A 22078-nucleotide genomic window follows, 5' to 3' on the forward strand; every position below is an offset into this window, starting at 1 on the left:
AGGTGAATAGATTGAGCAATAAGCTGCATCCCTCTGTAGTTGAATTTAAAACGTTTATTAACAAACATCCAGCGCTGATCAAGAAAATCAGAAAAAGTGGGAGATCATGGCAGGAATACTATGAGCAATGGGCATTACTTGGAGAAGATGATCCACTATGGGATGAATATAAAGAGGCAGAAACAGAGTGGGAAAAGGAAGAGCAAGATGAGGGTGAAGGGTCATTTGAAAAGAACAAAGAGCTTTTCTCCAATTTAATAAAAATGACGGAGAATATGGATTTAAATAAAGTACAAAAACAAATTGATTCATTCAACAATACTATTTCCGTTGTTCAAGAGTTACTAGGACAGTTTAAGCAGTCTGATACAAAATCTGAACCTGTAGGAAAGAATGGTTTTGGCTGGTTTAAAGATTAAGGAGAGGAAATAATGGATAAGACATGTCTTTTATACCTTGAAGAAAATCCCCAGATAGCACGCTTTGTGCGATATAACCCTGTTTGGTATAGATATCTTTCTAGGGATCCTTCCCGTATAAGTGAATTACCGAAGGAAGCGAAAGTATTTTATGGCAAAACAATTCCACAAAAAGTAGAGAGATTTAGCAATCAGATGCAGATGGTGGGCATGATGCTTCAATTTGCAGGCGCAATGAAGGATTAATATATTTTCAGGAATGAAATATAATGATAGAATGGGGGTGGAGGTGCTTAGGCATGATTGCTACTTTAGAATATGTTGATATTCTTGATCGATCAGAGCTGTTGGGGAAAATGGTACTTGATTCCGATGTTATGGAATCATACAATAACTCCCTGCAGGAATTAAATGAAGACAAGGAAGCGCAAAGGCTTATAAAAGCTTTTAAAGATATAAAAGTACATTATGAGGATGTACAACGATTCGGAAGATACCATCCTGATTATAACGATATTATGAAAAGGGTGCGTTCCGTTAAGCGAGAGATGGACATGAATGAAAAGGTCGCTACGTTTAAAATAGCTGAACGCAATCTTCAGAAATTGCTTGATGAGATTAGTGGCCATGTGGCACTAAGTGTTAGCGAGCAAATTAAGGCCCCTAAAGATGGTGGAGCATTGTCAGACAGTGGCTGTGGCTGCGGTAGTGGCGGCGGTTGTGGCTGTGCATCTTAAACAGATGATCCTTTTTTCGAAAATACAAAGATGGTGAGGAATTAGCTATGCGAACGATGCGCCAGGGTATTATTGTCTGGTTCCAACATATGAAAAACCTAAAGCATATTAAACGTTACGGTCATTTTCTATATGCATCCAAGCGTCTTAAATATGCTGTGCTTTATGTGAACCAAGAAGAGCTAGAAAAGGTAGAACATAAGCTTAATAAATTGTCGTATGTTTCAAAAGTGGAAAGATCTTATAAGCCATTTGTGGAAACAAATTATGAGAATGCTAAGCCAGACAAGGCAAAACAGTATGATTATAAGATGGGTATATAATCATCATCTCGAGAAGCCAATACATTTTGCTGAATAACTTGTAACAGGGTTATTCAGCTTTTTATGTTCTATTTTAAAAATCAAGAACAAAAGCGCAAGCGCCCGTTTTAAGGAACGCCGACCAAGTTCGCCTCGTCCTGAGGCAACGTCGGCATGACCCGGATCCTCCGGGCCCACGTAGCGAGTGGAGCGAATCAACTGAGATAAAGGAATCATGCTCCTGCAAAAGGGGTATGTCGGCGTTGGCCGGCAAGGACGTTTTTAGTCGACCGACCTTAATTGAGGAACCGATGATGACTTTCACCCTACGGGTATAAGGGCGACTAGGCCTCTGGTTTTCACCAATCGTCAAGTCTTCTTTTCACCCTCGGGTATAAGTGCGACTAGGCCTCTGGTCTTCACCAGTCGGCAAGTCTTCTTTATCGTAGGGAGATTTCGTGAAGTCGCCTAGTTTCTGGGTGCTGGAGCTGGACGTGGCTACTTCAGTTGTTTTGTTATCCACAGCTTACGAATTTTATAATTTCCTAGACAATAAAAAAAACCTGCAGATATTCATCTGCAGGTCCCTTCGTTGCTTTCTACATAGAAAACAAAAAGGCAAAGGGAGAGGAGAAACCGGAGGAAGAACTTATGGGGAAGTGTAAGTCTTCTCCGTGTTTTGAAACAACCAAACTAACCATTAGCTGTCTCAATATGCTATTATGGTCAAGTAAACAGATTATATACATGCACATAGCTGATTTTATTTTTAATCTTAAACGTTCTATTTTCCTAACGCTTTATATGTGTGGTAGGATTAATTTCGAGAACTGCTGGACAGAGGTGGTAAAATGCGCGTAATAGCAGGAGTACATAAAGGAAGACAATTAAAAGCTGTACCGGGAAAATCAACCAGGCCGACTACAGATAAAGTAAAGGAAGCAATCTTTCAAAGGATGGGGCCATTTTTTGAAGGTGGTTCTGTTTTAGATTTGTTTGCAGGAAGTGGGTCATTAGGGATTGAAGCACTTAGCAGGGGAATGGAGTTTGGGATATTTGTTGATAAACATCCAAAGGCGATACATACTATTGGCGAGAATCTACGGTTACTAAAATTAGATGATCGTACGGAGGTATACAGGGCGGAGGCGTCTCGGGCTCTTCAAGCAACTGCGAAAAGAGAGTTGAAATTTGACCTGTTAATACTTGACCCTCCTTATGGTAAGGTCGATTATGAACAAATACTTCGTGATAGTTTAAAGCTAGACATTTTAAACCAGTCTGCTATTATTTATTGCGAGCATGACCCTGCCGAAAGCATTCCTTTCGACCAACAACAGTTCACTTTAATAAAACAGGATAACTACGGTGGAACAATTGGAATAACTATTTTACAAAAGAATTAGAAGGGAGTACTGACCTTGACCAGATTGGCAGTTTGTCCAGGTAGCTTTGATCCTTTAACCCTAGGGCATCTAGATATTATCCAACGCGCTGCAAAAGTGTTTGATCACATCATTGTGGCAGTATTTAATAACCAATCAAAAGCTCCATTATTCAGTGTGGAGGAAAGGATTGAGTTAATAGAAAAATCTACAAAACACATTCCGAATGTTACGGTAGACCACTCCCATGGTCTGTTAATGGATTATGCTCGGGAAAAGAATGCCCAAGCAGTTATTCGTGGACTTCGGGCAGTGAGTGATTTTGAGTATGAAATGCAAATAACTTCTATGAATAGGAAGCTTGTGGAGGATATTGAGACCTTTTTCATCATGACAAATAATCAATATTCTTTTCTGAGCTCAAGTATTGTTAAGGAAGTTGCTAAATATAAAGCAAATGTGTCTGATCTTGTACCGAAGCCCGTTGAGGAAGCTCTCAATAAGAAATATCGGTAACCTTAACAGACTTCAAGTTTTAGATGATCCTGCTAGCGAGGGATCATCTTTTTTCATGGAAAAAGATGAATAGAGTGTAATATAGGCGAATCTTTCCTCATTATCTATAAGTGCGAGGAAAATAGCGATATGCTATGCTCTTGATCTACGGTATAGTAGAACGGCTGTCAAGGCTAGGAAGAGTAGGGTAATAACTGGTCCAATGTTTTGCATTATCGTCATTAATACAACCCAGCTGTTTTCTGCATCTTGATTGAAAACAGGCATATCATTTAGTTCAAAGGTCTGTTTATTCAAATAAAGAGGAATGTACAATACCACTGTAAGAATACTGGCTAGCGCACCATGTAAAAATCGGGCCAAAAAATAGGGTTTAAATCGTATATCGGTTCCGGAAAGAATACTAGCTACCTGTGCCTGTACTGAAAGCCCATTAAACCCCATAATAAAGCTAACAAGTACTGCTTGGGAAAGAACAGTGGCTGTTTTCTGGGAAATCATTTGTGCTCCAATCGTGATTTCAAATAGTCCTGAAAAAAGAGGAAGTGCCATATCGATTGGTATAGAAAAGATCGATAAGATAAATTGAAATATGATAGCAATAAGTGGTGATAGCCCAATTAAGAAAAATAACTTGGTCAAAACCGAAAAAAGAATAATAAATCCTCCAACCATAACAAGGGTTTTAATCGAGTTTATAACGGCATCTCCCAATATCTGCCCCAAGGCCCTATCATCACTAATTCTCATTTCGTGCATCTCGCAGAAAGCTCTTTTTATAGAAAACTTCTTCTCTGTCTTTTTATGGCGCGTGGCGTTTCTTTTTTCTTCTGCTCTTCCATAAAAACGCATGCATAACCCCACAAGTGCATTACTACCATAATGGCAGACTGCAAGCAAAACACCCAGTTTAGCATCATGAAAAAATCCAATGGAGACAGCTCCGATGATAAACAACGGGCTAGAAGCATTTGTGAAGGAGACAAGCCGTTCTGCTTCCACTCTTGTTATTTGTTCTTCTTCACGAAGTCGTGCAGCAATTTTTGCCCCTGTTGGATAGCCACTTGCCATTCCCATTACCCATCCAAAACTCCCAACACCTGGTACATTAAACAATGGTCGCATAATAGGTTCGAATAGGACACCGATAAAACGAACGACTCCAAAGCCAATAAGCAATTCAGAGGTAATAAAGAAGGGAAGTAAGGAAGGGAAAACTACTTCCCACCATATATTAAGCCCTCGAATACTTGCTTCAAAGGAGTCATTTGGAAAAGCTATAAGTGAAAATGCCACAAAGGTAGTTATACTGGCTAAAATTATTGTTTTAAATACTTGTTTCAAAATATGAAGCCCCCTAAGTGTGATAAGCCTTGCTCTGTACTTCTTTTTCCGATAGTAGTAGAATAATGCTAGCCTCTTTATTTAAGTTGTTGATGGATTTCTTGTACAAGCTTATATCAATATACGCACATACATAGGCGATTTATGCCATACACTTTTTAAAGTATAAAGACATATAGAGCCAGACAGCGTGCAGTCAGGATCTGAAGGCAACGTAATTTGGCGAAGCGATGATAGAACAACTCATATAAAAGAGATTAAAACCGAACTATTTTATTGCAAATAGTTCGGATTATTTTACAGGCGTGTGCTTTTAGCCCGGTCTGTTCTTCATGTCGTCTCTGCTTAAAATTCAACTTCTGCAAAAAACTAGATGTCATAATTTCAGAGTGTTTTAGGATTTTGATTAATCACTTATAAGCTGTTTTGAAAATAGTTTTTTCGGAAAATAAAGAGGGAACTGGAAGGAGTCTTATAATGAAATTTACAAAGAAGCAAATTATTACCCTGATTATAGTTGTGATTATTGCGTACTTTATAGCTGCATTTAAATTACCATTTTATATTTATAAACCGGGTGGAGCAGATGCTCTTAATCCAATTGTTTCAGTTGAAGAGGGTTATCAGAGCGAAGGTGATATGCACCTAGTTACAGTAAGTGGAGGACAAGCTACTCCGATTCAATATGTGTGGGCAAAGCTTCTTCCACACCATCAAATCCTCCCGATCGAAGAGGTAAGGCCAGAAGGTATTTCGGACGATGAATACATGCATGCACAGCTACAGATGATGGAAAATTCTCAGGAAGCTTCCACCGTGGTGGCATATGAGGCAGCGGACAAGGAGATTACAATCGACTATAATGGTGTCTACGTTGTTTCAGTTGTGGAAGGCATGCCTGCAGAGGGAAAATTGGCAATGGGAGACAGGATAATTGGAATTGACGGGGTAGACGTTAAAGAAGCGGATGACCTCATTAGCTATGTAGAAAGTAAAAATGCGGATGAGACTATAGAAGTAGAATTTGTACGTGATGAGGAGACTCAATTTGAGGAAATACAATTACAAACCTTCGCGGATACTGAAAATAAAATTGGCATTGGTATTCAACTCGTAACAGATAGAAGTGTCTCCGTTGATCCTACAATAGAGTTCTCGAGTGGTAGCATCGGTGGGCCAAGTGCTGGTCTTATGTTCTCGTTGGAAATATATGATCAGTTGACAGAGGAAGATATAACAAAAGGTTACGAAATTGCGGGGACTGGTGAGATCGATTATGATGGAACTGTTTACCGGATTGGTGGTATTGATAAAAAAGTAGTGGCTGCGGATAATGAAGGAGTGGACATCTTCTTTGCACCGAATGAGGAAGGCAGAGAAGACTCCAATTATCAGGTCGCTTCAGAAACAGCGGAAGAGATTGGTACTGATATGAAAGTTGTTCCAATTGACACATTTGAAGATGCTTTAGACTATTTAGAGAAGCTTGAGCCAAGATAAAGTGAAACTTCAATCAGTGGGGGTTTTCATTCTTCTCCCACTGATTGTTAGTTGAACGAATCGGGGTGTTAGCGTCCGTTTACTCCCGCTTAAACATCACAGCTTCACCGGGATAAATATAGAATAAAAGACCTTCCAATAGGAGAAGGTCTTTTATTTGTTAATTAAAAGTGGGGGCATTAACTCTTGTTTTTTCAATTTATGCCGAATAGCTGGAGTGAGTATGCTGTAGTAGGCATTGCTGGCCCTTTCTTCTAATTGTAATAAGGGATTATCCTGGCGTGATAGTTTAGAAACCAATGGTACATTCATTTGTTTTTTAGCTTTGTTAAGATAAGCTTGTCCGTTTTTTGTTAAACCTAATATACGAACATAAGGAACGCTATGGTTACTAACTAAAGGCGCAATTTCTTCTTTTCTTACGTTTGCTAGAATAAAAACAAAAATACGTTGGAGTCTAGTCCAAGTATAGCGTTTTGTTTTTACAGCTTCTACCCATTCATGGAAGGAGCGAGCATGCATTGCCGTCTTTTTAATTCGATGCTCCAGTCCTTCTTCGACACCATGGATGTTAGCAAGTTCTCCCGGAGTCATCGTCATAACACGATACTGGAGGAGGTCAAAGTAATGCTCCCAAGTGTGCCATTGTCCTGATTCGCTTTTGTATTCAGTTAATTGCTCAATTGTACTAGTTGGTATTGCGTGTGCCACTTGATTCGTAATCGTATTGTGCTCATTGAGAGCTTTGCGAATACTTGTTGCACTAGCTATCGATCCTGTGATGGCTTCGTCGTGATAGCCGCTGTTTGTTCGCTTAATGGTAAGGGGTTCTATCTTATATTCATTTTTTAGGATTGTCTTAACATAACTGTAACCAAGGATATTATTTGGCTTTGTAAGGTCCATACTGTCTTCAGATAGCCCAATTTCCTGATAGGCATGTCGACTGGCTTCAGGGAAGGAGAAACCTTTGGCTAATTCTGCTTTTAATGTCGTACGATAAAGTGCCTCACTGCCTTTTAAGTACTCATAGCTGTTTGTGAAATCAGATGCGTTGCCCGATTCACTACCGAAGCAAATACTTGATACACCAATTTCATGTAATGTATGAATGGCCCCTTTTGCAAACAGATCACTACTTTGCACTGCAAAAGCGAAGGGGAGTTCTATTACAATATCGACGCCTGATAAAAGTGCTGCTTTTGCCCGGTAAAACTTATCCATTATTGCAGGTTCTCCTCTTTGGAGGAAGTCGCCACTCATTACAGCAATGATACAGTCAGCATCCGACGCTTTACGGGCCTCCTGAATATGATAGGCATGTCCATTATGAAAAGGATTATATTCTACAACTAAGCCACATGCTTGCATTATAACAACCCCTGTATGTAAGATGGTAATTATTGTATCAAAAAAAGCTACTTTCTGCACGATTATCCCAATTAGGAAAGGGAATAATGGGAATATAGTCTGCTGTATTCCTTGGTACGAAATAGTGAGCCTGTTTTTTATTAACTCAAGATATATTATTAAGTAAATGTGTAAAGAAAATATGTTGACAAAAGTCTATTTTTCTTTTAAAATAACTCTTGTTGCCTAGAGGTGATTACATTGAAATTAACATTGGCGCAAATTAGAAAAAGTGCTTATAGTGAACCTTTCGCTTTTGATGAAATGGTGAACGTTTCAGATTTAGAAGCAATGAACAACGATATTCGGGAAATAAACCCAGTTCGTGTTCAGGGACAGTGCTTCTTGCAGGGTGAACAAATTATTGTTTCATTTAAAATAAGCGGAAAGATGATTTTGCCATGTGCACGTACATTAGTGGATGTCGATTATCCCTTTGAGATCAAAGTGGATGAGGTATTTACCACATCCTCTTACTATGATGAAGAGGAAGAAATTCATCCAATTGACGGGGAGGTACTTGACTTAACTCCCCATATAAAGGAGAATATTCTCTTAGAGGTTCCTTTTCGGGTTTTTGCTGAAGATACAAGTGGTCAGGATGCTGCTCCTTCTAAGGGTGCGGGATGGGAACTTGTTTCTAAGAAACCAGTAGAAGAGACGATCGACCCACGTTTTAAAAAACTAGAGTCATTATTTGAAGATAAAAAGGAAGACAAGTAAGGATTACTGTTCTGTGTTGTTTTCTTTTTATGAAGGAGGTGTAAGTCATGGCAGTACCTAAAAGAAGAACGTCAAAAAAAGTTAAAAACCAACGTCGTACTCATAAGAAATTACACGTACCTGGCATGGTAGAATGTTCAAATTGTGGAGAGTTAACTAAGCCTCACCACGTTTGTAAAGCATGCGGGCAATATGATGGTAAAGAAGTAGTAAGCAGCTAATAAATAGTATGCGTAAAAACAGGACACTATGTGTGTCCTGTTTTTTTATTGTCTAGGAAACTATAATGTGTGTGTTCTATCGATATCAAAACAACTGAACGTGCCATGTCTAGTTCCAGCACCCAGAAACTATGCGACTTCACGAAAATCGCCCTTGCCGGCCAACGCCGACATACCCCTTTTGCAGGGGCGTGATTCCTTTATCTCTTGCGGGGGAGCTCCATTAAAATCGCCACTTTGCGTGGCAACATGGAACCACCTGGCATGGCCAGGCGCACTCGCTACGTGGGCCCAGAGGATCCGGGTCATGCCGACGTTGCCTCAGGACGAGGCGAACTTAGTCGGCGTTCCTTAATACGGGCGCCCTGCGCTTTTGTTCTTGTCAGAAAATCGCTTTACACTTTTTGTTCCTCTTGCTAAAAGGTTCTGATGCTAGAGGCAAGCTAGATTGTAAATGGAATGCCAATAAGAATCCTTTATGAATTGAAATGAGTTAGTGATTCAGCTGTCTATTAAGAATGGAAATTAAGTGGGTTACTTACTTACAGCCTTTAAAAAAAGTAGCTAAAAGGCAATATCATATTCTATCACTCCTATTTTTTGCATACATTGATAGCAAACGTATAAGGAGGGATGGTATGAATGCGACACGGCAGGATGCATGGACGCAAGACGAAGATATCATATTAGCTGAAACAGTTCTTCGACATATAAGGGAAGGGAAGACACAGCTGGAGGCTTTCAAAGAAGTTGCTAAACAGCTCTCTAGGACATCAGCAGCATGTGGATTTAGATGGAATGCAACTATCCGGAAGCATTATCAGGACGCTATACAATTTGCTAAGGAGGAAAGAAAACAGGGCGATAAGAAGCAATCCTGGGCTCACGCTGAGGGGAGTAATCCGGAACGGGATACAATTGAAACAGCGATTTCCTTACTCGAGAAGATGAGAACTGGATTTTTGGATGATTTACCTGGTAACAAGCTTGAGCAGGAGAAACGTATTGAGCGTCTTCAGCAAGAAAATGAACAGCTTCGCCAACAATTACTAAGGTATGATAATGCTTGGAAAGAGATGGGGAAGCTTTGGGATTGGGTGAAGACAGGCGCTTCTAATTAGAATGCTTTCTATAAATAAAGAACAATACAAGATGGTTTACTTCATACAAAGCAATTATAAAAATACCCATAAAAAGACATGAATGGAATCCTCATTCATGTCTTTTCGAATTATAGAGTGTAATCCTCTTATGTGGTTTCCTTTTCTTTTACACCTTCTGGCATCCAAATAAGCGGGTTTTCACCTAGGTCACGCTCCATGTCATAGTGCGCTTTTTGAAAACCCATTTTTTCCCAAAACGTATGAGAGTTAATTCTCGGGTTTGTTTTAATTGGCAGGTTGTAGCTTTTTGCAAACTCTACCAACGCTTTCCCGTAACCTTTGCCCTGATAATCTGGTAAAACTTCCAGCTTCCAAAGGGTCAAATAGTCCTGCTTGGGTTCGAAGTATGCATCATATTTCTTCTGCACTTTATAAAGGCTCATTCTTGCAACAAGATTATCTCCAATATAGATTCCGTAAAACGGTGAGTCGTTATAATTTTCAACCATCTTGTTTTCTAAGTCCTCAAGCATGGAAAGCTCCTGGTTCCCGTATTCCTTAAAATATTTAAACTTTTCAAGTGTTTTATAATTGATTAATAGATTCTCTACCTTTTGTTCCATAAAAAGCATCCCCTTTGTGTGTCGTATCATCTCTTGATATTCTGACCATTCCATGTCAATCCATAATGTAATCGTTTACTATATTCGGGTTTCTTTTTAAGCTTCTGTTAAAAGAAGTTTTAAGTAAAGATGACATGGTTTTAGGTTACAGTATAATTATATTATAGAAAAATTCTGATGGAATTGAAAGGATTAAATAATGTTCCTTTTCAGTTTCTTTATAAAAAGGGCAACTGAGTTCCCCGGATATGTAACAGGAGCTGGCTTTCTTAGTGGAAGAAAGTGGATCATTTAGATATGCACTTTGTTACAATATAAGTTAGAATAACAGGAGATATGAGCAGAAGGGACTAATGGAATAATGATACACTTTATAACTTATATCAGTAGTATATTTATTGTTGCTCCCTTTTTGGCAACGTGGTTAATTTATCTGGGTGCGGTTAAGCTATATAAACAGAAAAGGCGTGCTTTTTTCGCGGCGGTAAACGTTAGTACGCCATTTTATATGATTGCTATGTTGGTGTTGCTATCACACTTATTTAACATCAATGCAACCGGAATGTTGGTCATAGTACTACTCTTAATGTTGATGAGCATTCTTTATTTGCAGTGGAAATATAACACAGAGGTAATACTGGGAAAGGCATTTAAGCTCCTGTGGCGTATTTGCTTTTTACTGTTTTCCTTTCTTTACCTTTTACTGATCTTGTATGGATTGATGGACCGAATCTTTTTCTATTAAGAAAGCGCCAAACAGAATACATGAATTTTCAGGTGGATTTATGTACAATACATATTGGACATTACGAAATAAAAGGAGCACGGGGTCTATGCAGGTCGAGACACTACAAATACATAATGAAAGTAAATTACTAAAGGATTACCGTAACAACGACCCGAATATTATGCGATTTTTTGATTACCACCCATATAATGACTTCAAAAAACGTTTATCAGAACTTGAAAACCGTTCGTTTGATAGGGAGAAGCTTACTGATTTATTAAGAGTGATGAACAGCAAATGGGGCGCACCACAATCCTCGTTAGATAATATAGCAAAACTAAAGCAGAGAGAAAGTGTCGTGGTTATTGGTGGGCAGCAAGCAGGGATTTTAACTGGCCCGATGTATACGATTAATAAGATTGTCTCTATTATTCAGCTTGCAAGGCAGCAAGAAGAGGAGCTAAATATTCCTGTTATTCCTGTTTTTTGGATAGCTGGGGAAGATCATGACTTTGCTGAAATCAACCATATTTTTGTGCCAGAAATTCCTAAAATGAAAAAGTTTAAGTTATTTCAACAGGCATTAGGCAAGCAATCAGTTTCAGATCTTGAGTTGGATAAAGAAGGAACAGAGACCTGGATTTATCAATTATTTGAACAGCTGGAAGAGACCACGAATACCAAGGAACTATTCAAGACCATTTTGTCCTGTCTTGATGTGGCGAAATCCTTCACAGATTTTTTTGCGCGTCTCGTTTACAGCTTGTTTCCTAATGAGGGACTTGTTCTTATTAATTCAGCTGACAAGGAGCTTAGAAAAGTAGAGTACAAACAATTCACCTCTCTTATCCAGGCGCAGCCCGAAATAAGTAAGGGAGTTTACGGTGCAAGTGAAGACTTAAATCAATTAGGTTATTCTATCTCCTTGGAGTTAGAAAAGGAGGATGCTCATCTTTTCTATCATGAAAACGGAGAAAGAATACTACTTGTAAAAGACGAGGAAGATATGTGGGTCGGTAAACAAAACGAAGTCCGTTTTACTACAGAAGAATTACAAGAGATTGCAGTTAAGCAGCCATACAATTTGAGTAATAATGTAGTGACCCGTCCGATTATGCAAGAGCTGTTATTTCCAACACTAGCGTTTATCGGGGGTCCCGGCGAGGTTGGGTATTGGGCGGTATTAAAGCCTGCATTTAAAGCAATGCAAATGAAGATGCCTCCAGTCCTGCCACGACTATCTTTTACCTTTATAGACCGGAATGTGGAGAAGGTTTTGTCTAAATATAGTATTCATGTTGAACATGCTGTCAATTATGGCGTAGAAGACATTAAACAAGACTGGCTGAATAAAAAGCAGGACCCGCCAATTCATGAGCTAAGTGTAGATATAAAGCAAAAGATCAAAGATATACACAAGCCATTGCGTGATGCGGCGAAAGGGGTACGCGCTGATCTTGGAGATTTAGCTGATAAAAATCTCCTTTATTTACAGGATACCATTGACTTTTTAGAAGGCCGAATAAACAAGACAATAGAGGAAAAGTACGCTAGGGAAATAGAAGAATTTGATTTGATTTCATTGTCATTAAGGCCTGAGGGAGGATTACAAGAAAGGATTTGGAATCCTATTTTTTGGCTAAACCATCATGGAACACAATTTTTACAAAGCATTATCCATCAAGATCTTTCGATGAAAGAGTCCCATTTTGTAGTATGGTTATAGTCCCCACCATTACCCACCAATAATATTAATACATGAGAAGAGCTGCGCAGCTTTGCTGTGACAGCTTTTTTTGTGTTGTTTAAATAGCTCGGTAATTGTACTTTTTATAGAAAGTTAATAATTAGTGGGAAACTAGTGGTGAATAGTGGGGGGATGTGGTAATATATATTTATGAAAGTGGGGCGAACTATATGTTCATGGGCGAATTCCAGCATAACATTGATGCAAAAGGAAGAATTATCGTTCCTTCCAAGTTCCGTGACGAGCTTGGTGAGACATTTATTGTAACGCGTGGACTAGACAAGTGTCTGTTTGCCTACCCCATGAATGAATGGAAATTATTAGAAGATAAGTTAAAAAAACTCCCACTTACTAAAAAGGATGCCAGAGCTTTTACTCGGTTCTTCTTTTCAGGAGCTGTTGAATGTGAAGTGGACAAGCAGGGAAGAATAAATCTTCCACAGCCGCTTAGAGGTTATGCAGCATTGGAAAAAGAATGTGTGGTAATTGGTGTCTCAAACCGTATAGAGTTCTGGGCAAGTGAAAATTGGGAAGACTATTTTAATGACTCTGAAGAATCCTTTGCAGAATTAGCAGAGAATCTAATGGATTTTGATATTTAACTTATCCCTTAGTTGCTAATGTGAAAGGAATTGACAAAAGTAGGTGGATCGTATGTTTGAGCATTATAGTGTATTAAAGCAAGAAACAATAGAAGGATTGGCAATAAAAGCTACTGGTACATACGTTGATTGTACAGTCGGTGGCGGAGGGCATTCGGAAAGTATTGCATCACAGCTTCAAGAGGGTGGACGATTAATTGCCTTTGATCAGGACGAGGATGCTTTGCAGGCAGCCAAAGAAAGACTTTCAGCTTATAAAGATCGTATTTTGTTTATCCATTCAAATTTTAGTGGACTAGAACAAGCATTAATGGACCACGGAATAAACGAAGTGGATGGCATCTTATTTGACCTAGGTGTGTCTTCTCCACAGTTAGACCGAGGCGAGAGAGGGTTCAGTTACCAACATGACGCGGTCTTAGACATGAGAATGGATCAGAATAGTGAGCTAAATGCTTATGAAATTATTAATAACTGGCCTTATCAAAACCTCGTCTCCATCTTTTTTAAATATGGTGAGGAGAAATTTTCTAAGCAGATTGCCCGTAAGATCGAACGGCATCGTGAAGAAAAGCCAATTGAAACAACACATGAGCTAGTAGAAATCATTAAAGAAGGAATTCCAGCTGCAACCCGCCGTAAAGGTGGACATCCTGCTAAACGCGTATTTCAAGCGCTTCGGATAGCAGTAAACGATGAATTGCAAGTCTTTAATGATGCGCTGCACCAGGCAGCAAGAATGACAAGCTTGCACGGAAGAATTGTGGTTATTACCTTCCATTCACTTGAAGACAGATTATGTAAGCAAGCATTTAAGAAATGGAGCACCGCAAAACCTACACCGCGGAATCTGCCAATTGTTCCAGAGTCTCATGAGGCACCATTTAAGGTTATAACTAGAAAACCTGTGATTGCGGGTGACCAAGAACTTGAAGCGAACCGCAGGTCACGTTCTGCAAAACTACGAATTATTGAAAAAGTAAAGGCTTGGGATGAATCATTTAACTATGAGGAAGGGTGGAAAAAATAATGAGCGCAAATCATGCACGTCAATGGCAACAGCCAAGGACCCAGCAAAGACCGGAAAAACAAGAAAAAGTTGCAGTAAAAGTTCAACGGCAAGGTTGGATTACAAAGGGAGAAAAAGTAATCTATTCGGCAGTAGGAGCAATGTTAATTGCAACTGGCATATTTGTCGTTTCCTTCTCATCCAGTACTGATGCATTAAACCGTGACATGCAAAGGTTAGAAAAAACAGTACAAACACAGCAAACGACCAATGAAGGGTTGCTTTTTGAAATGAAGGAATTAAGCAGGCCTGAACGTATCACCAAAATTGCAGAAGAAAATGGGCTAAAAATACAAAATACACAAGTGAAACAAACAACTGCCTATAATGAAACTGAGTAATCAGGAGAGAAAGTTATGAAAAAAAACCGTACAACACATTTCATGGCTGGTATTCTCATCATTATTTTTGTCGGTGCTTTCTTGCTTTTAACGGGTAGATTTCTCTATATCCAGGCTACTGGTGAAATAAATGATGTTTCATTAGAAGAATGGGCAGAACAGAAACGGACCTCTTCTTATACAATGGCAGCGGAACGAGGGAAGATTTTCGACAATAATGGCATGATGTTGGCATATGACAGACCGACTTTTCGTATGTACGCAATTCTTGATGAAGCTTATACTGGGGAATCGGAAGAGCCCAAGCATGTGGTAGATCCGGAGAAAACAGCAGAGGAGCTAGCACCATTATTGGATGTTGAGGAAGAAGAACTGCTGGAAAGCTTAAAGAGCGGGATAGAAAAGGACCGTTTTCAGGTCGAGTTCGGAAATGCCGGGAAAGAGTTATCCCAACAAAAAAAGGATGAAATTGCTGCGAAAAACCTTCCAGGAATTAAATTTGAAGAAGAGGCGCTACGTTATTATCCAAATGGCATGTTCGCATCACAGGTGATTGGATTTGCCAGAGATACGGAAGTAGAAGATGAAGACGGCAATATTGTGCACGAAATTAAGGGGATTGCCGGTATGGAAAAAGTGATGGATGATATACTTAAAGGTACTGATGGTCAAATCTCTTACCAGCGGGATAAATACAATAAAAAGCTACTAGACCCAAGTGAAGTGGTCACAAAGCCGCAAGACGGTGATGACATCTATTTAACTATCGACCAAAAAATTCAAACACTACTTGAGGATGCGATGACACAAGTAGATTCGAAGTACAGTCCGGAAAGAATGAGTGCTGTCGTCATGAATCCAAAGACCGGTGAAATCGTGGCAATGAGTAACCGCCCAAGTTATAACCCTAATGATCCTAGCAATGTGGAAAACTGGTATAACGATGTGGTCTCCACACCATTTGAACCGGGTTCCACCGTTAAGATGTTTACATGGGCAGCTGCAATTGAGGAAGGTGTTTATAATGGAGAGGAAGGGTATGAATCTGGTAGCTACCAACCAAATAAACAAATAAAAGCGATTAATGACCATAACGGTGGTGCAGGCTGGGGGACGATTTCATATGACGTGGGATTCCAGCGATCTTCTAACGTAGCTGCAGCCAAATTAGCCTGGGAGAAGGTTGGGCCAGATAAATTCCTGGAATATCTAAAAGCCTTTCAGTTTGATAAAGAGACGGGGATAGATTTACCTGGAGAAGTAAAGGGAGAGATCCTTTACAATTGGCCATTAGAGAAAATTACTTCTTCTTTCGGTCAAGGAAGTACAATGACACCAATACAACAGATGAAAGCAGCTACGGCAATTGCTAATAATGGGGAAATGCTCCAACCTTATGTGATTAAAAAAATTGTTGACCCCGATACTGGTGAGACAGTTGAAGAAAAATCGAAAAATGTAGTGGGCAACCCGATATCTGAGGAAACAGCAGACCATGTTTTAAAATTACTTGAAACAGTTGTAAATGGGGAACATGGAACAGGAAAAATGTACAAGCTTGACGATTACACCATTGGTGGTAAAACGGGAACAGCGCAAATACCGAATGATAAACCAGGTGGCGGAGCTTATATGAGCGGAAATGAAAATCATGTCTTTTCTTTCCTAGGTATGGCACCAATTGATGACCCACAATTAATGATGTATGTCTCAGTTAAGCAACCTGAATTAGAACCAACCGAGTCAGGATCAGACCCAGTTTCTTTCATTTTTAAAAATGTTATGGAAAACGGCTTACATTATTTGAATATAAGTCCAGATAACGAAAAAACAGAAGAAACGCAGCAAATGAAGGTTCCTAAGTTAGTAGGTGAAAACGTAAGCGACGTACAAAAGACCCTCGAGAAAAACGGTATACGTACTACAGCAGTAGGAAAAGGCGAAGTAGTTGCTGCTAGTGTGAAAGAAGGAGAAAGTATTCTGGCACATGACCATGTCATTCTAGTTACGGAAAATCCAGAAATGCCAAAAGTCATAGGCTGGTCTTTACGTGAGGTGCTACAGCTTACTAACATGCTAGAGTTGAAAACAGAAACGTCAGGCAGTGGATTTGTCGTTACACAATCTATTAAGGCAGGCACTGCGCTTAAAAAAGAAGATTCCTTAAGTGTCGAATTGCTTCCACCAAATGAGCAGCAAGAAGAGGAAGGTGCAGGAGAAACGGAGCAAGAAGAGGAATAAGCAATAACATGAAACAGTGTTCTATTCTAATTTTACAATCATATAGTGGATACAAGCCTACCTATGAAAAGGGGATGGAAAATGAAACGCGTATCCACTGTGACTGTAAAAAAACGAATCGTTACTGTTTTTCTTTTTGGTTTACTTATTTTTAGTATTATTGATATTAGACTAGGTTATGTTCAATTTATCATAGGTGACAAACTAGTTGGACAAGCCAATGATCTATGGACGAGAGACATTGTGTTCGAACCTGAGAGGGGACAAATCGTAGATACGGACGGAGAGGTATTAGCGGATAATGTTACAGCTCCCTCTATCGTAGCAGTACCTAGACAGATTAGTGATCCAGAAGAGACGGCAGAGAAGTTGGCGGGCGTTTTAGATGTTTCAAAAGATAAAGTGCTTGCAGATATAACGAAAAATGCCTCAAGTGTAAATCTTCGTCCAGAGGGAATTAAAATTAGTGAGAAACAGGAGCTTGCTATACGAACTTTAAATATGGATGGGATATATTTAGCAAAGGATTCTAAAAGACATTATCCAAATGGAGAAGACCTTTCCCATGTTCTAGGCTTTGCTGGTATTGACAACCAAGGCCTAATGGGCTTGGAGCTCTACTATGATGATAAGCTTAAAGGAGAGGAAGGAAGTCTGTCGTTTTACTCAGATGCTAAGGGGAGGCGGCTGGATAGTTTAGCAGATGTATATACACCGCCAGAAGACGGACTTAACCTAAAAACCACAATTAACTCAAAAGTACAGACAATTATAGAACGGGAACTAGATCTCGCTGTTTCAAAATATAGTCCAGATGGGGCGCTTGCTATAGCGGTAAACCCCAAAACAGGTGGTATTCTTGGAATGAGTTCCCGTCCCAATTTCCACCCGGAAAATTACCAGGATGTAGACTCCAACATTTTTGACCGAAACCTACCCATTTGGAGTACCTATGAGCCTGGATCAACTTTTAAAATCATTACGTTGGCAGCTGCTTTAGAAGAGGCAGTAGTAGACTTGGAAGAGGATGAATTCAACGATGATGGATCGATTAGTGTTGACGGAAGTGAACTTCATTGCTGGAAAAGCGGCGGCCACGGTAATCAAACATATCTTGAAGTGGTACAAAACTCCTGTAACCCCGGGTTTGTGACTCTAGGCCAGAAGCTCGGAAAAGAAAAGCTTTTTTCTTATATCGATCAATTTGGATTTGGAGAAAAGACTGGAATTGATTTGCAGGGTGAAGGTAATGGGATCTTGTTTGCAGAAGATCGAGTTGGACCTGTGGAGCTTGCCACTACTGCATTTGGGCAAGGTGTATCTGTGACCCCAATTCAGCAGGTTATGGCAGTAGCCGCATCTGTAAATGGGGGCTATTTATATGAACCTTATCTCGCTGAATCATGGATTGACCCAAAAACAAATAAAATTGTAGAAACACATGAACCGAATGTTAAAAGAAAAGTCATTTCCGAGGAAACATCCGAGGAGGTCCGTAACGCGCTTGAAAGTGTTGTTGCGCAAGGTACAGGCCGGCCTGCATATGTGGATGGATATCGTGTCGGTGGGAAAACCGGTACTGCACAGAAAGTAGGACCTGACGGAAGATATATGGAAAATAACTACGTAGTTTCTTTTATAGGATTTGCCCCAGCAGATGATCCAGAAATGGTTGTTTATGTGGCAGTTGATAATCCTAAAGACACGGTCCAGTTTGGTGGTGTGGTAGCAGCGCCAATTGTTGGGCGAATTATTGGTGATAGTCTTCAGGCTATGGAAGTTGAGCCACGTACAGGTGGAATGGACAAAGAATATCTCTGGCCAGAAGAGCCGAAAGTAGAAGTACCAGATTTAATTGGTTTAACGAAAGAAGAATTAGCCGAATATATGACAAACCTATCCATTGAAACAAGTGGAGAAGGCGAGTATATTATTGATCAGGCACCGGCTCCTGGTACAAAGGTAGAGCAAGGGTCTAAAATGAGGATCTATTTATCCGAAAAAGATCGTTAAACGAAAAAAAATTTGCTATAATGGTTACGCATGAAAAAATCTAGCATAATGCTTTATGGGGGATAGCTAGGCGATCCCTTTATTTCATTAAATAAATTGCAATTAAATAAGAGGGTGGTGACACCCTCTTAAATTTGAATGTTACTGAGAATACATATGTAGGACATTACGAATGATAGGATGTTAGTTATGAGATTAGAGGAATTATTAGAAGAAATACCTTTTTACCATGCAAGTGCTTCTTTGGAAGGCATACAGATTGATTCTATAGAAATGGATTCAAGGGTTAACAGTCCAAATAGTTTGTTTGTTTGTATATCAGGATATACACAGGATGGTCATGACTTTGTTGACCAGGCGATTTCAAATGGAGCCATTGCTATAATTGCTGAGAAACCAGTCAAGACCAATGTGCCAGTAATAATGGTTAGAGACACTGCCAGGGTAATGTCTATGCTTGCTGTTCGTTTTTATCATAATCCAACGAGGACACTACCACTGATTGGTGTAACCGGCACGAACGGGAAAACGACAGTTACGTACTTGCTTGAAACCATTTTTAACAAGAATAAGCAGAAAACTGGAGTCATTGGCACGATTCAAATGAAAATTGGTGACGAAACATATCCTGTTAATAATACAACACCAGATTCGTTAAGTTTACAGAGATTTTTTAGCAAGATGCTCCATAAGGAAGTAGAGCAGGCAATCATGGAAGTTTCCTCCCATGCTTTGGATATGGGACGTGTACATGGTTGTGAATTTGATGTTGCCATTTTCACCAACCTTTCACAAGATCATTTGGATTATCATAAAGATATAGATGATTATTTACGTGCCAAAAGTCTTTTGTTTGCTCAGTTAGGGAATACTTATGCAAAACACCATCCTAAATTTGCAGTATTAAATGAAGATGATCCAGCCAGTAGTGTATTAAAGCGTAGCACTGCCCAAAATGTCTTAACCTATTCTTGTAAAAAAGAGGCAGATGTAACAGCAAAAGACATTCGCTTAGATGCAGGTGGTACTTCGTTTACTTTAAGAACACCGGTTGGTGACATTGAAATTAATTCCAAGCTAATCGGAATGTTCAATGTTTATAATATGCTTGCTGCTAGCACAGCAGCTATTGCAAAAAATATTCCACTGGCTGTTATTAAAGATGCGCTTGAAAGCATAACAGGGGTAAACGGCAGATTTGAGCCTGTAGATGAAAAGCAAAACTATGCAGTAATTGTTGACTATGCACATACACCTGATTCTTTAGAGAATGTAATGCAAACAATCAAGGAATTTGCTGAGGGAAAAGTTTATGTAGTGGTAGGATGCGGTGGAGATCGTGATCGAACAAAACGCCCTCTAATGGCAGGAATCGCCCTTCATTATGCGGATCGGGCAATTTTTACATCAGACAATCCACGTACGGAAGACCCTGCGCAAATCCTAAAGGATATGACAACAGACTTGTCGAGAAACAAAGAAGATTATGATGTAATATCTGATAGAAAAGAAGCGATTGTGCATGCAATAAAACTTGCGCAAAAAGACGATATCATTCTAATTGCAGGAAAAGGCCACGAGACTTATCAACAAATTGGTCTTGTGAAATATGATTTTGATGACCGCGAAGTGGCAAGACATGCCATTAAGACAAAGGGGATTTAACCATGTTGTTTACAACGGATTGGCTTGAGGAATTTCTCACTCCAATGACAGGAAGAAATAATCAATACGAAATATTTGAAGTAATGACAGATAGCCGAAAGAATGCGAATAATGCATTGTTTATCCCACTTATAGGTGAAAATTTTGATGCTCATACCTACTTGGAACAAGCTGTGGAGAACGGAGCAGTCGCAACGATCTGGGACAAGGGCAAGCCATTACCAGAGAAGCTTGATCCCTCCATTGCCGTCTATATGGTAGAGGATACATTAATGACCTTGCAGCAAATCGCTTCAAAGTATAGAGATCTAGTAAATCCTAAAGTTATTGGGATTACAGGATCAAATGGGAAAACGACAACCAAGGATATGGTGGCTTCTATCATGAAAACCACTTTTATGACCCATCATACCCAAGGGAATTTTAATAATCACATAGGGTTACCACTAACTATTCTTTCTATGAAGCGGGAGACAGAAGTTCTTGTATTAGAGATGGGAATGAGCCAGGCTGGAGAAATCGATACCTTAACACGTATCGCCCGCCCAGATTATGCCCTAATTACCAATATTGGTGAATCTCACATTGAGTATCTTGGTTCTAGAGAAGGAATAGCGAAGGCAAAATTAGAAATAGAAAATGGATTGAAAACTAATGGCATACTATTGTTGGATGGTGACGAGCCATTGCTTTCTTTCAAACACAAGCATGCAAATGTTGTGACATGTGGTTTTGAGCCAGGTAATGAACATGTTATTACCTCGGTCCACATAAGTCATAATAAGACGGACTTCGAGGTGGATGGTCAATCTTATACCATACCTCTACCAGGAAAGCACCATGCAAAAAATGCTGCTTTAGCGTTGTCTGTATGTGGAAAACTGGGTGTTACACAAGAATGCATCCAGAAAGGGTTTCTGGACCTGGAAATGACCTCCATGCGTTTTCAACTTCTGGAAGGTAAACAGGATGTAGCAATTATTAATGATGCTTATAATGCTTCTGCAACTTCCATGAAGGCAGCAATTGAAGTAGTAAAGCAAATGGAAGGTTTTAAGAAGAAGGTTCTTGTTCTTGGTGACATATTAGAACTTGGTGATTATGCAGAGGAACTGCATCGATCTGTAGCGGATGCAATTGAACCGCCTGTTGACACTGTGTATACCTATGGGGAGAGTGCCAATTGGATCTCATCTGAGCTTCAAAATAAAGGAACAGACATTGAGTTAGAGCATTTTACAACAAAGTCAGCCCTTATCAAAGCACTTCAACCATACTTAAATAAAGAAACACTTATTTTATTCAAAGCATCAAGAGGATTAAAGTTTGAAACAATGGTAGAGGCAATTAGCTAGCCGCTACCGATGGACGGTTAATCTACAAGGAGGAA

The 22078-nt window shown here is 39.5% G+C and carries 22 protein-coding genes; 19 read left to right on the forward strand and 3 right to left on the reverse strand.

The annotated features are described in order from the left end of the window. Window positions 1-2: 2 nt before the first annotated feature. The 6 genes from ylbD to coaD all read left to right on the forward strand — a co-directional run bounded on the left by ylbD (window position 3) and on the right by coaD (window position 3359). Entirely contained in the window at window positions 3-419 is a 417-nt protein-coding gene (gene ylbD / locus K3T81_RS15115) for a spore coat protein YlbD (RefSeq protein ID WP_420830844.1), read from the forward strand. Between the two features lie 12 nt (window positions 420-431). Next, complete coding sequence (locus K3T81_RS15120; protein WP_106896562.1) at window positions 432-665, forward strand: YlbE-like family protein; 234 nt, start codon at window positions 432-434, stop codon at window positions 663-665. 53 nt (window positions 666-718) lie between these two features. Beyond that, a complete protein-coding gene (locus K3T81_RS15125) occupies window positions 719-1156 on the forward strand; it encodes a YlbF/YmcA family competence regulator (protein ID WP_106896563.1) in 438 nt (145 codons plus the stop codon). 47 nt (window positions 1157-1203) lie between these two features. Beyond that, window positions 1204-1479, forward strand: a complete 276-nt coding sequence (locus K3T81_RS15130; RefSeq protein ID WP_042223881.1) for a YlbG family protein — start codon at window positions 1204-1206, stop codon at window positions 1477-1479. Window positions 1480-2309: 830 nt separating this feature from the next. Beyond that, on the forward strand, window positions 2310-2864 hold the full coding sequence (gene rsmD / locus K3T81_RS15135) for a 16S rRNA (guanine(966)-N(2))-methyltransferase RsmD (RefSeq protein ID WP_161465526.1): 555 nt from the start codon (window positions 2310-2312) through the stop codon (window positions 2862-2864). 15 nt (window positions 2865-2879) lie between these two features. Then, a complete protein-coding gene (gene coaD / locus K3T81_RS15140) occupies window positions 2880-3359 on the forward strand; it encodes a pantetheine-phosphate adenylyltransferase (protein WP_036573289.1) in 480 nt (159 codons plus the stop codon). Window positions 3360-3491: 132 nt separating this feature from the next. Here coaD and ylbJ read toward each other — a convergent pair whose 3' ends face one another. Continuing rightward, window positions 3492-4703, reverse strand: coding sequence for a sporulation integral membrane protein YlbJ (ylbJ, locus tag K3T81_RS15145; protein WP_106896566.1), 1212 nt, complete (start codon window positions 4701-4703; stop codon window positions 3492-3494). Window positions 4704-5180: 477 nt separating this feature from the next. Between ylbJ and K3T81_RS15150 the strand changes: the two genes are divergently transcribed. After that, window positions 5181-6203: a SepM family pheromone-processing serine protease gene (locus K3T81_RS15150; RefSeq protein ID WP_238020848.1), complete on the forward strand. Its 1023-nt coding sequence runs from the start codon at window positions 5181-5183 to the stop codon at window positions 6201-6203. A gap of 153 nt (window positions 6204-6356) precedes the next feature. On the opposite strand, the gene K3T81_RS15155 is transcribed toward K3T81_RS15150, so the two are convergent. Beyond that, window positions 6357-7574: a nucleotidyltransferase gene (locus tag K3T81_RS15155; RefSeq protein ID WP_238020850.1), complete on the reverse strand. Its 1218-nt coding sequence runs from the start codon at window positions 7572-7574 to the stop codon at window positions 6357-6359. Between the two features lie 240 nt (window positions 7575-7814). On the opposite strand from K3T81_RS15155, the gene K3T81_RS15160 reads away from it, so the two are divergent. The 3 genes from K3T81_RS15160 (at window position 7815) to K3T81_RS15170 (ending at window position 9678) form a co-directional block, all read left to right on the forward strand. Then, the gene (locus K3T81_RS15160; protein WP_238020852.1) at window positions 7815-8336 is read left to right on the forward strand and encodes a YceD family protein; all 522 of its coding nucleotides are present in this window, start codon (window positions 7815-7817) and stop codon (window positions 8334-8336) included. A gap of 47 nt (window positions 8337-8383) precedes the next feature. Then, window positions 8384-8557 (forward strand): 50S ribosomal protein L32, encoded by a 174-nt coding sequence (rpmF, locus tag K3T81_RS15165; RefSeq protein ID WP_036573267.1) that lies wholly within the window; start codon window positions 8384-8386, stop codon window positions 8555-8557. Between the two features lie 638 nt (window positions 8558-9195). Continuing rightward, complete coding sequence (locus K3T81_RS15170) at window positions 9196-9678, forward strand: RsfA family transcriptional regulator (RefSeq protein ID WP_106896570.1); 483 nt, start codon at window positions 9196-9198, stop codon at window positions 9676-9678. A 128-nt stretch (window positions 9679-9806) separates the two neighbouring features. On the opposite strand, the gene K3T81_RS15175 is transcribed toward K3T81_RS15170, so the two are convergent. Next, on the reverse strand, window positions 9807-10283 hold the full coding sequence (locus K3T81_RS15175) for an N-acetyltransferase (protein WP_106896571.1): 477 nt from the start codon (window positions 10281-10283) through the stop codon (window positions 9807-9809). Window positions 10284-10644: 361 nt separating this feature from the next. Here K3T81_RS15175 and K3T81_RS19695 point away from each other — a divergent pair, with 361 nt between their 5' ends. The 9 genes from K3T81_RS19695 (at window position 10645) to K3T81_RS15215 (ending at window position 22043) form a co-directional block, all read left to right on the forward strand. After that, window positions 10645-11028 (forward strand): DUF3397 family protein, encoded by a 384-nt coding sequence (locus K3T81_RS19695; protein WP_420830846.1) that lies wholly within the window; start codon window positions 10645-10647, stop codon window positions 11026-11028. Window positions 11029-11116: 88 nt separating this feature from the next. Then, the gene (gene bshC, locus K3T81_RS15180; RefSeq protein WP_238020858.1) at window positions 11117-12736 is read left to right on the forward strand and encodes a bacillithiol biosynthesis cysteine-adding enzyme BshC; all 1620 of its coding nucleotides are present in this window, start codon (window positions 11117-11119) and stop codon (window positions 12734-12736) included. Between the two features lie 191 nt (window positions 12737-12927). Beyond that, window positions 12928-13359 carry a division/cell wall cluster transcriptional repressor MraZ gene (gene mraZ / locus K3T81_RS15185; RefSeq protein ID WP_036576323.1) on the forward strand — a complete coding sequence of 144 codons (432 nt, stop codon included), beginning with the start codon at window positions 12928-12930 and terminating at the stop codon, window positions 13357-13359. A 52-nt stretch (window positions 13360-13411) separates the two neighbouring features. Beyond that, the gene (gene rsmH, locus K3T81_RS15190) at window positions 13412-14389 is read left to right on the forward strand and encodes a 16S rRNA (cytosine(1402)-N(4))-methyltransferase RsmH (protein WP_238020861.1); all 978 of its coding nucleotides are present in this window, start codon (window positions 13412-13414) and stop codon (window positions 14387-14389) included. After that, window positions 14389-14769, forward strand: a complete 381-nt coding sequence (gene ftsL / locus K3T81_RS15195) for a cell division protein FtsL (protein ID WP_106896575.1) — start codon at window positions 14389-14391, stop codon at window positions 14767-14769. Before rsmH ends, ftsL begins: the two co-directional genes overlap by 1 nt. A 15-nt stretch (window positions 14770-14784) precedes the next feature. Further along, window positions 14785-17010 (forward strand): penicillin-binding transpeptidase domain-containing protein, encoded by a 2226-nt coding sequence (locus K3T81_RS15200; RefSeq protein WP_238020862.1) that lies wholly within the window; start codon window positions 14785-14787, stop codon window positions 17008-17010. Between the two features lie 81 nt (window positions 17011-17091). Continuing rightward, the gene (locus K3T81_RS15205) at window positions 17092-19023 is read left to right on the forward strand and encodes a stage V sporulation protein D (protein ID WP_238020863.1); all 1932 of its coding nucleotides are present in this window, start codon (window positions 17092-17094) and stop codon (window positions 19021-19023) included. A 189-nt stretch (window positions 19024-19212) separates the two neighbouring features. After that, a complete protein-coding gene (locus K3T81_RS15210; protein ID WP_238020864.1) occupies window positions 19213-20688 on the forward strand; it encodes a UDP-N-acetylmuramoyl-L-alanyl-D-glutamate--2,6-diaminopimelate ligase in 1476 nt (491 codons plus the stop codon). A 2-nt stretch (window positions 20689-20690) separates the two neighbouring features. Next, window positions 20691-22043: a UDP-N-acetylmuramoyl-tripeptide--D-alanyl-D-alanine ligase gene (locus K3T81_RS15215; RefSeq protein ID WP_238020865.1), complete on the forward strand. Its 1353-nt coding sequence runs from the start codon at window positions 20691-20693 to the stop codon at window positions 22041-22043. The last annotated feature ends 35 nt before the right edge of the window (window positions 22044-22078 follow it).

Source organism: Oceanobacillus jordanicus, assembly GCF_022095695.1.
Taxonomy (GTDB): Bacteria; Bacillota; Bacilli; order Bacillales; family Amphibacillaceae; genus Oceanobacillus_B; species Oceanobacillus_B jordanicus.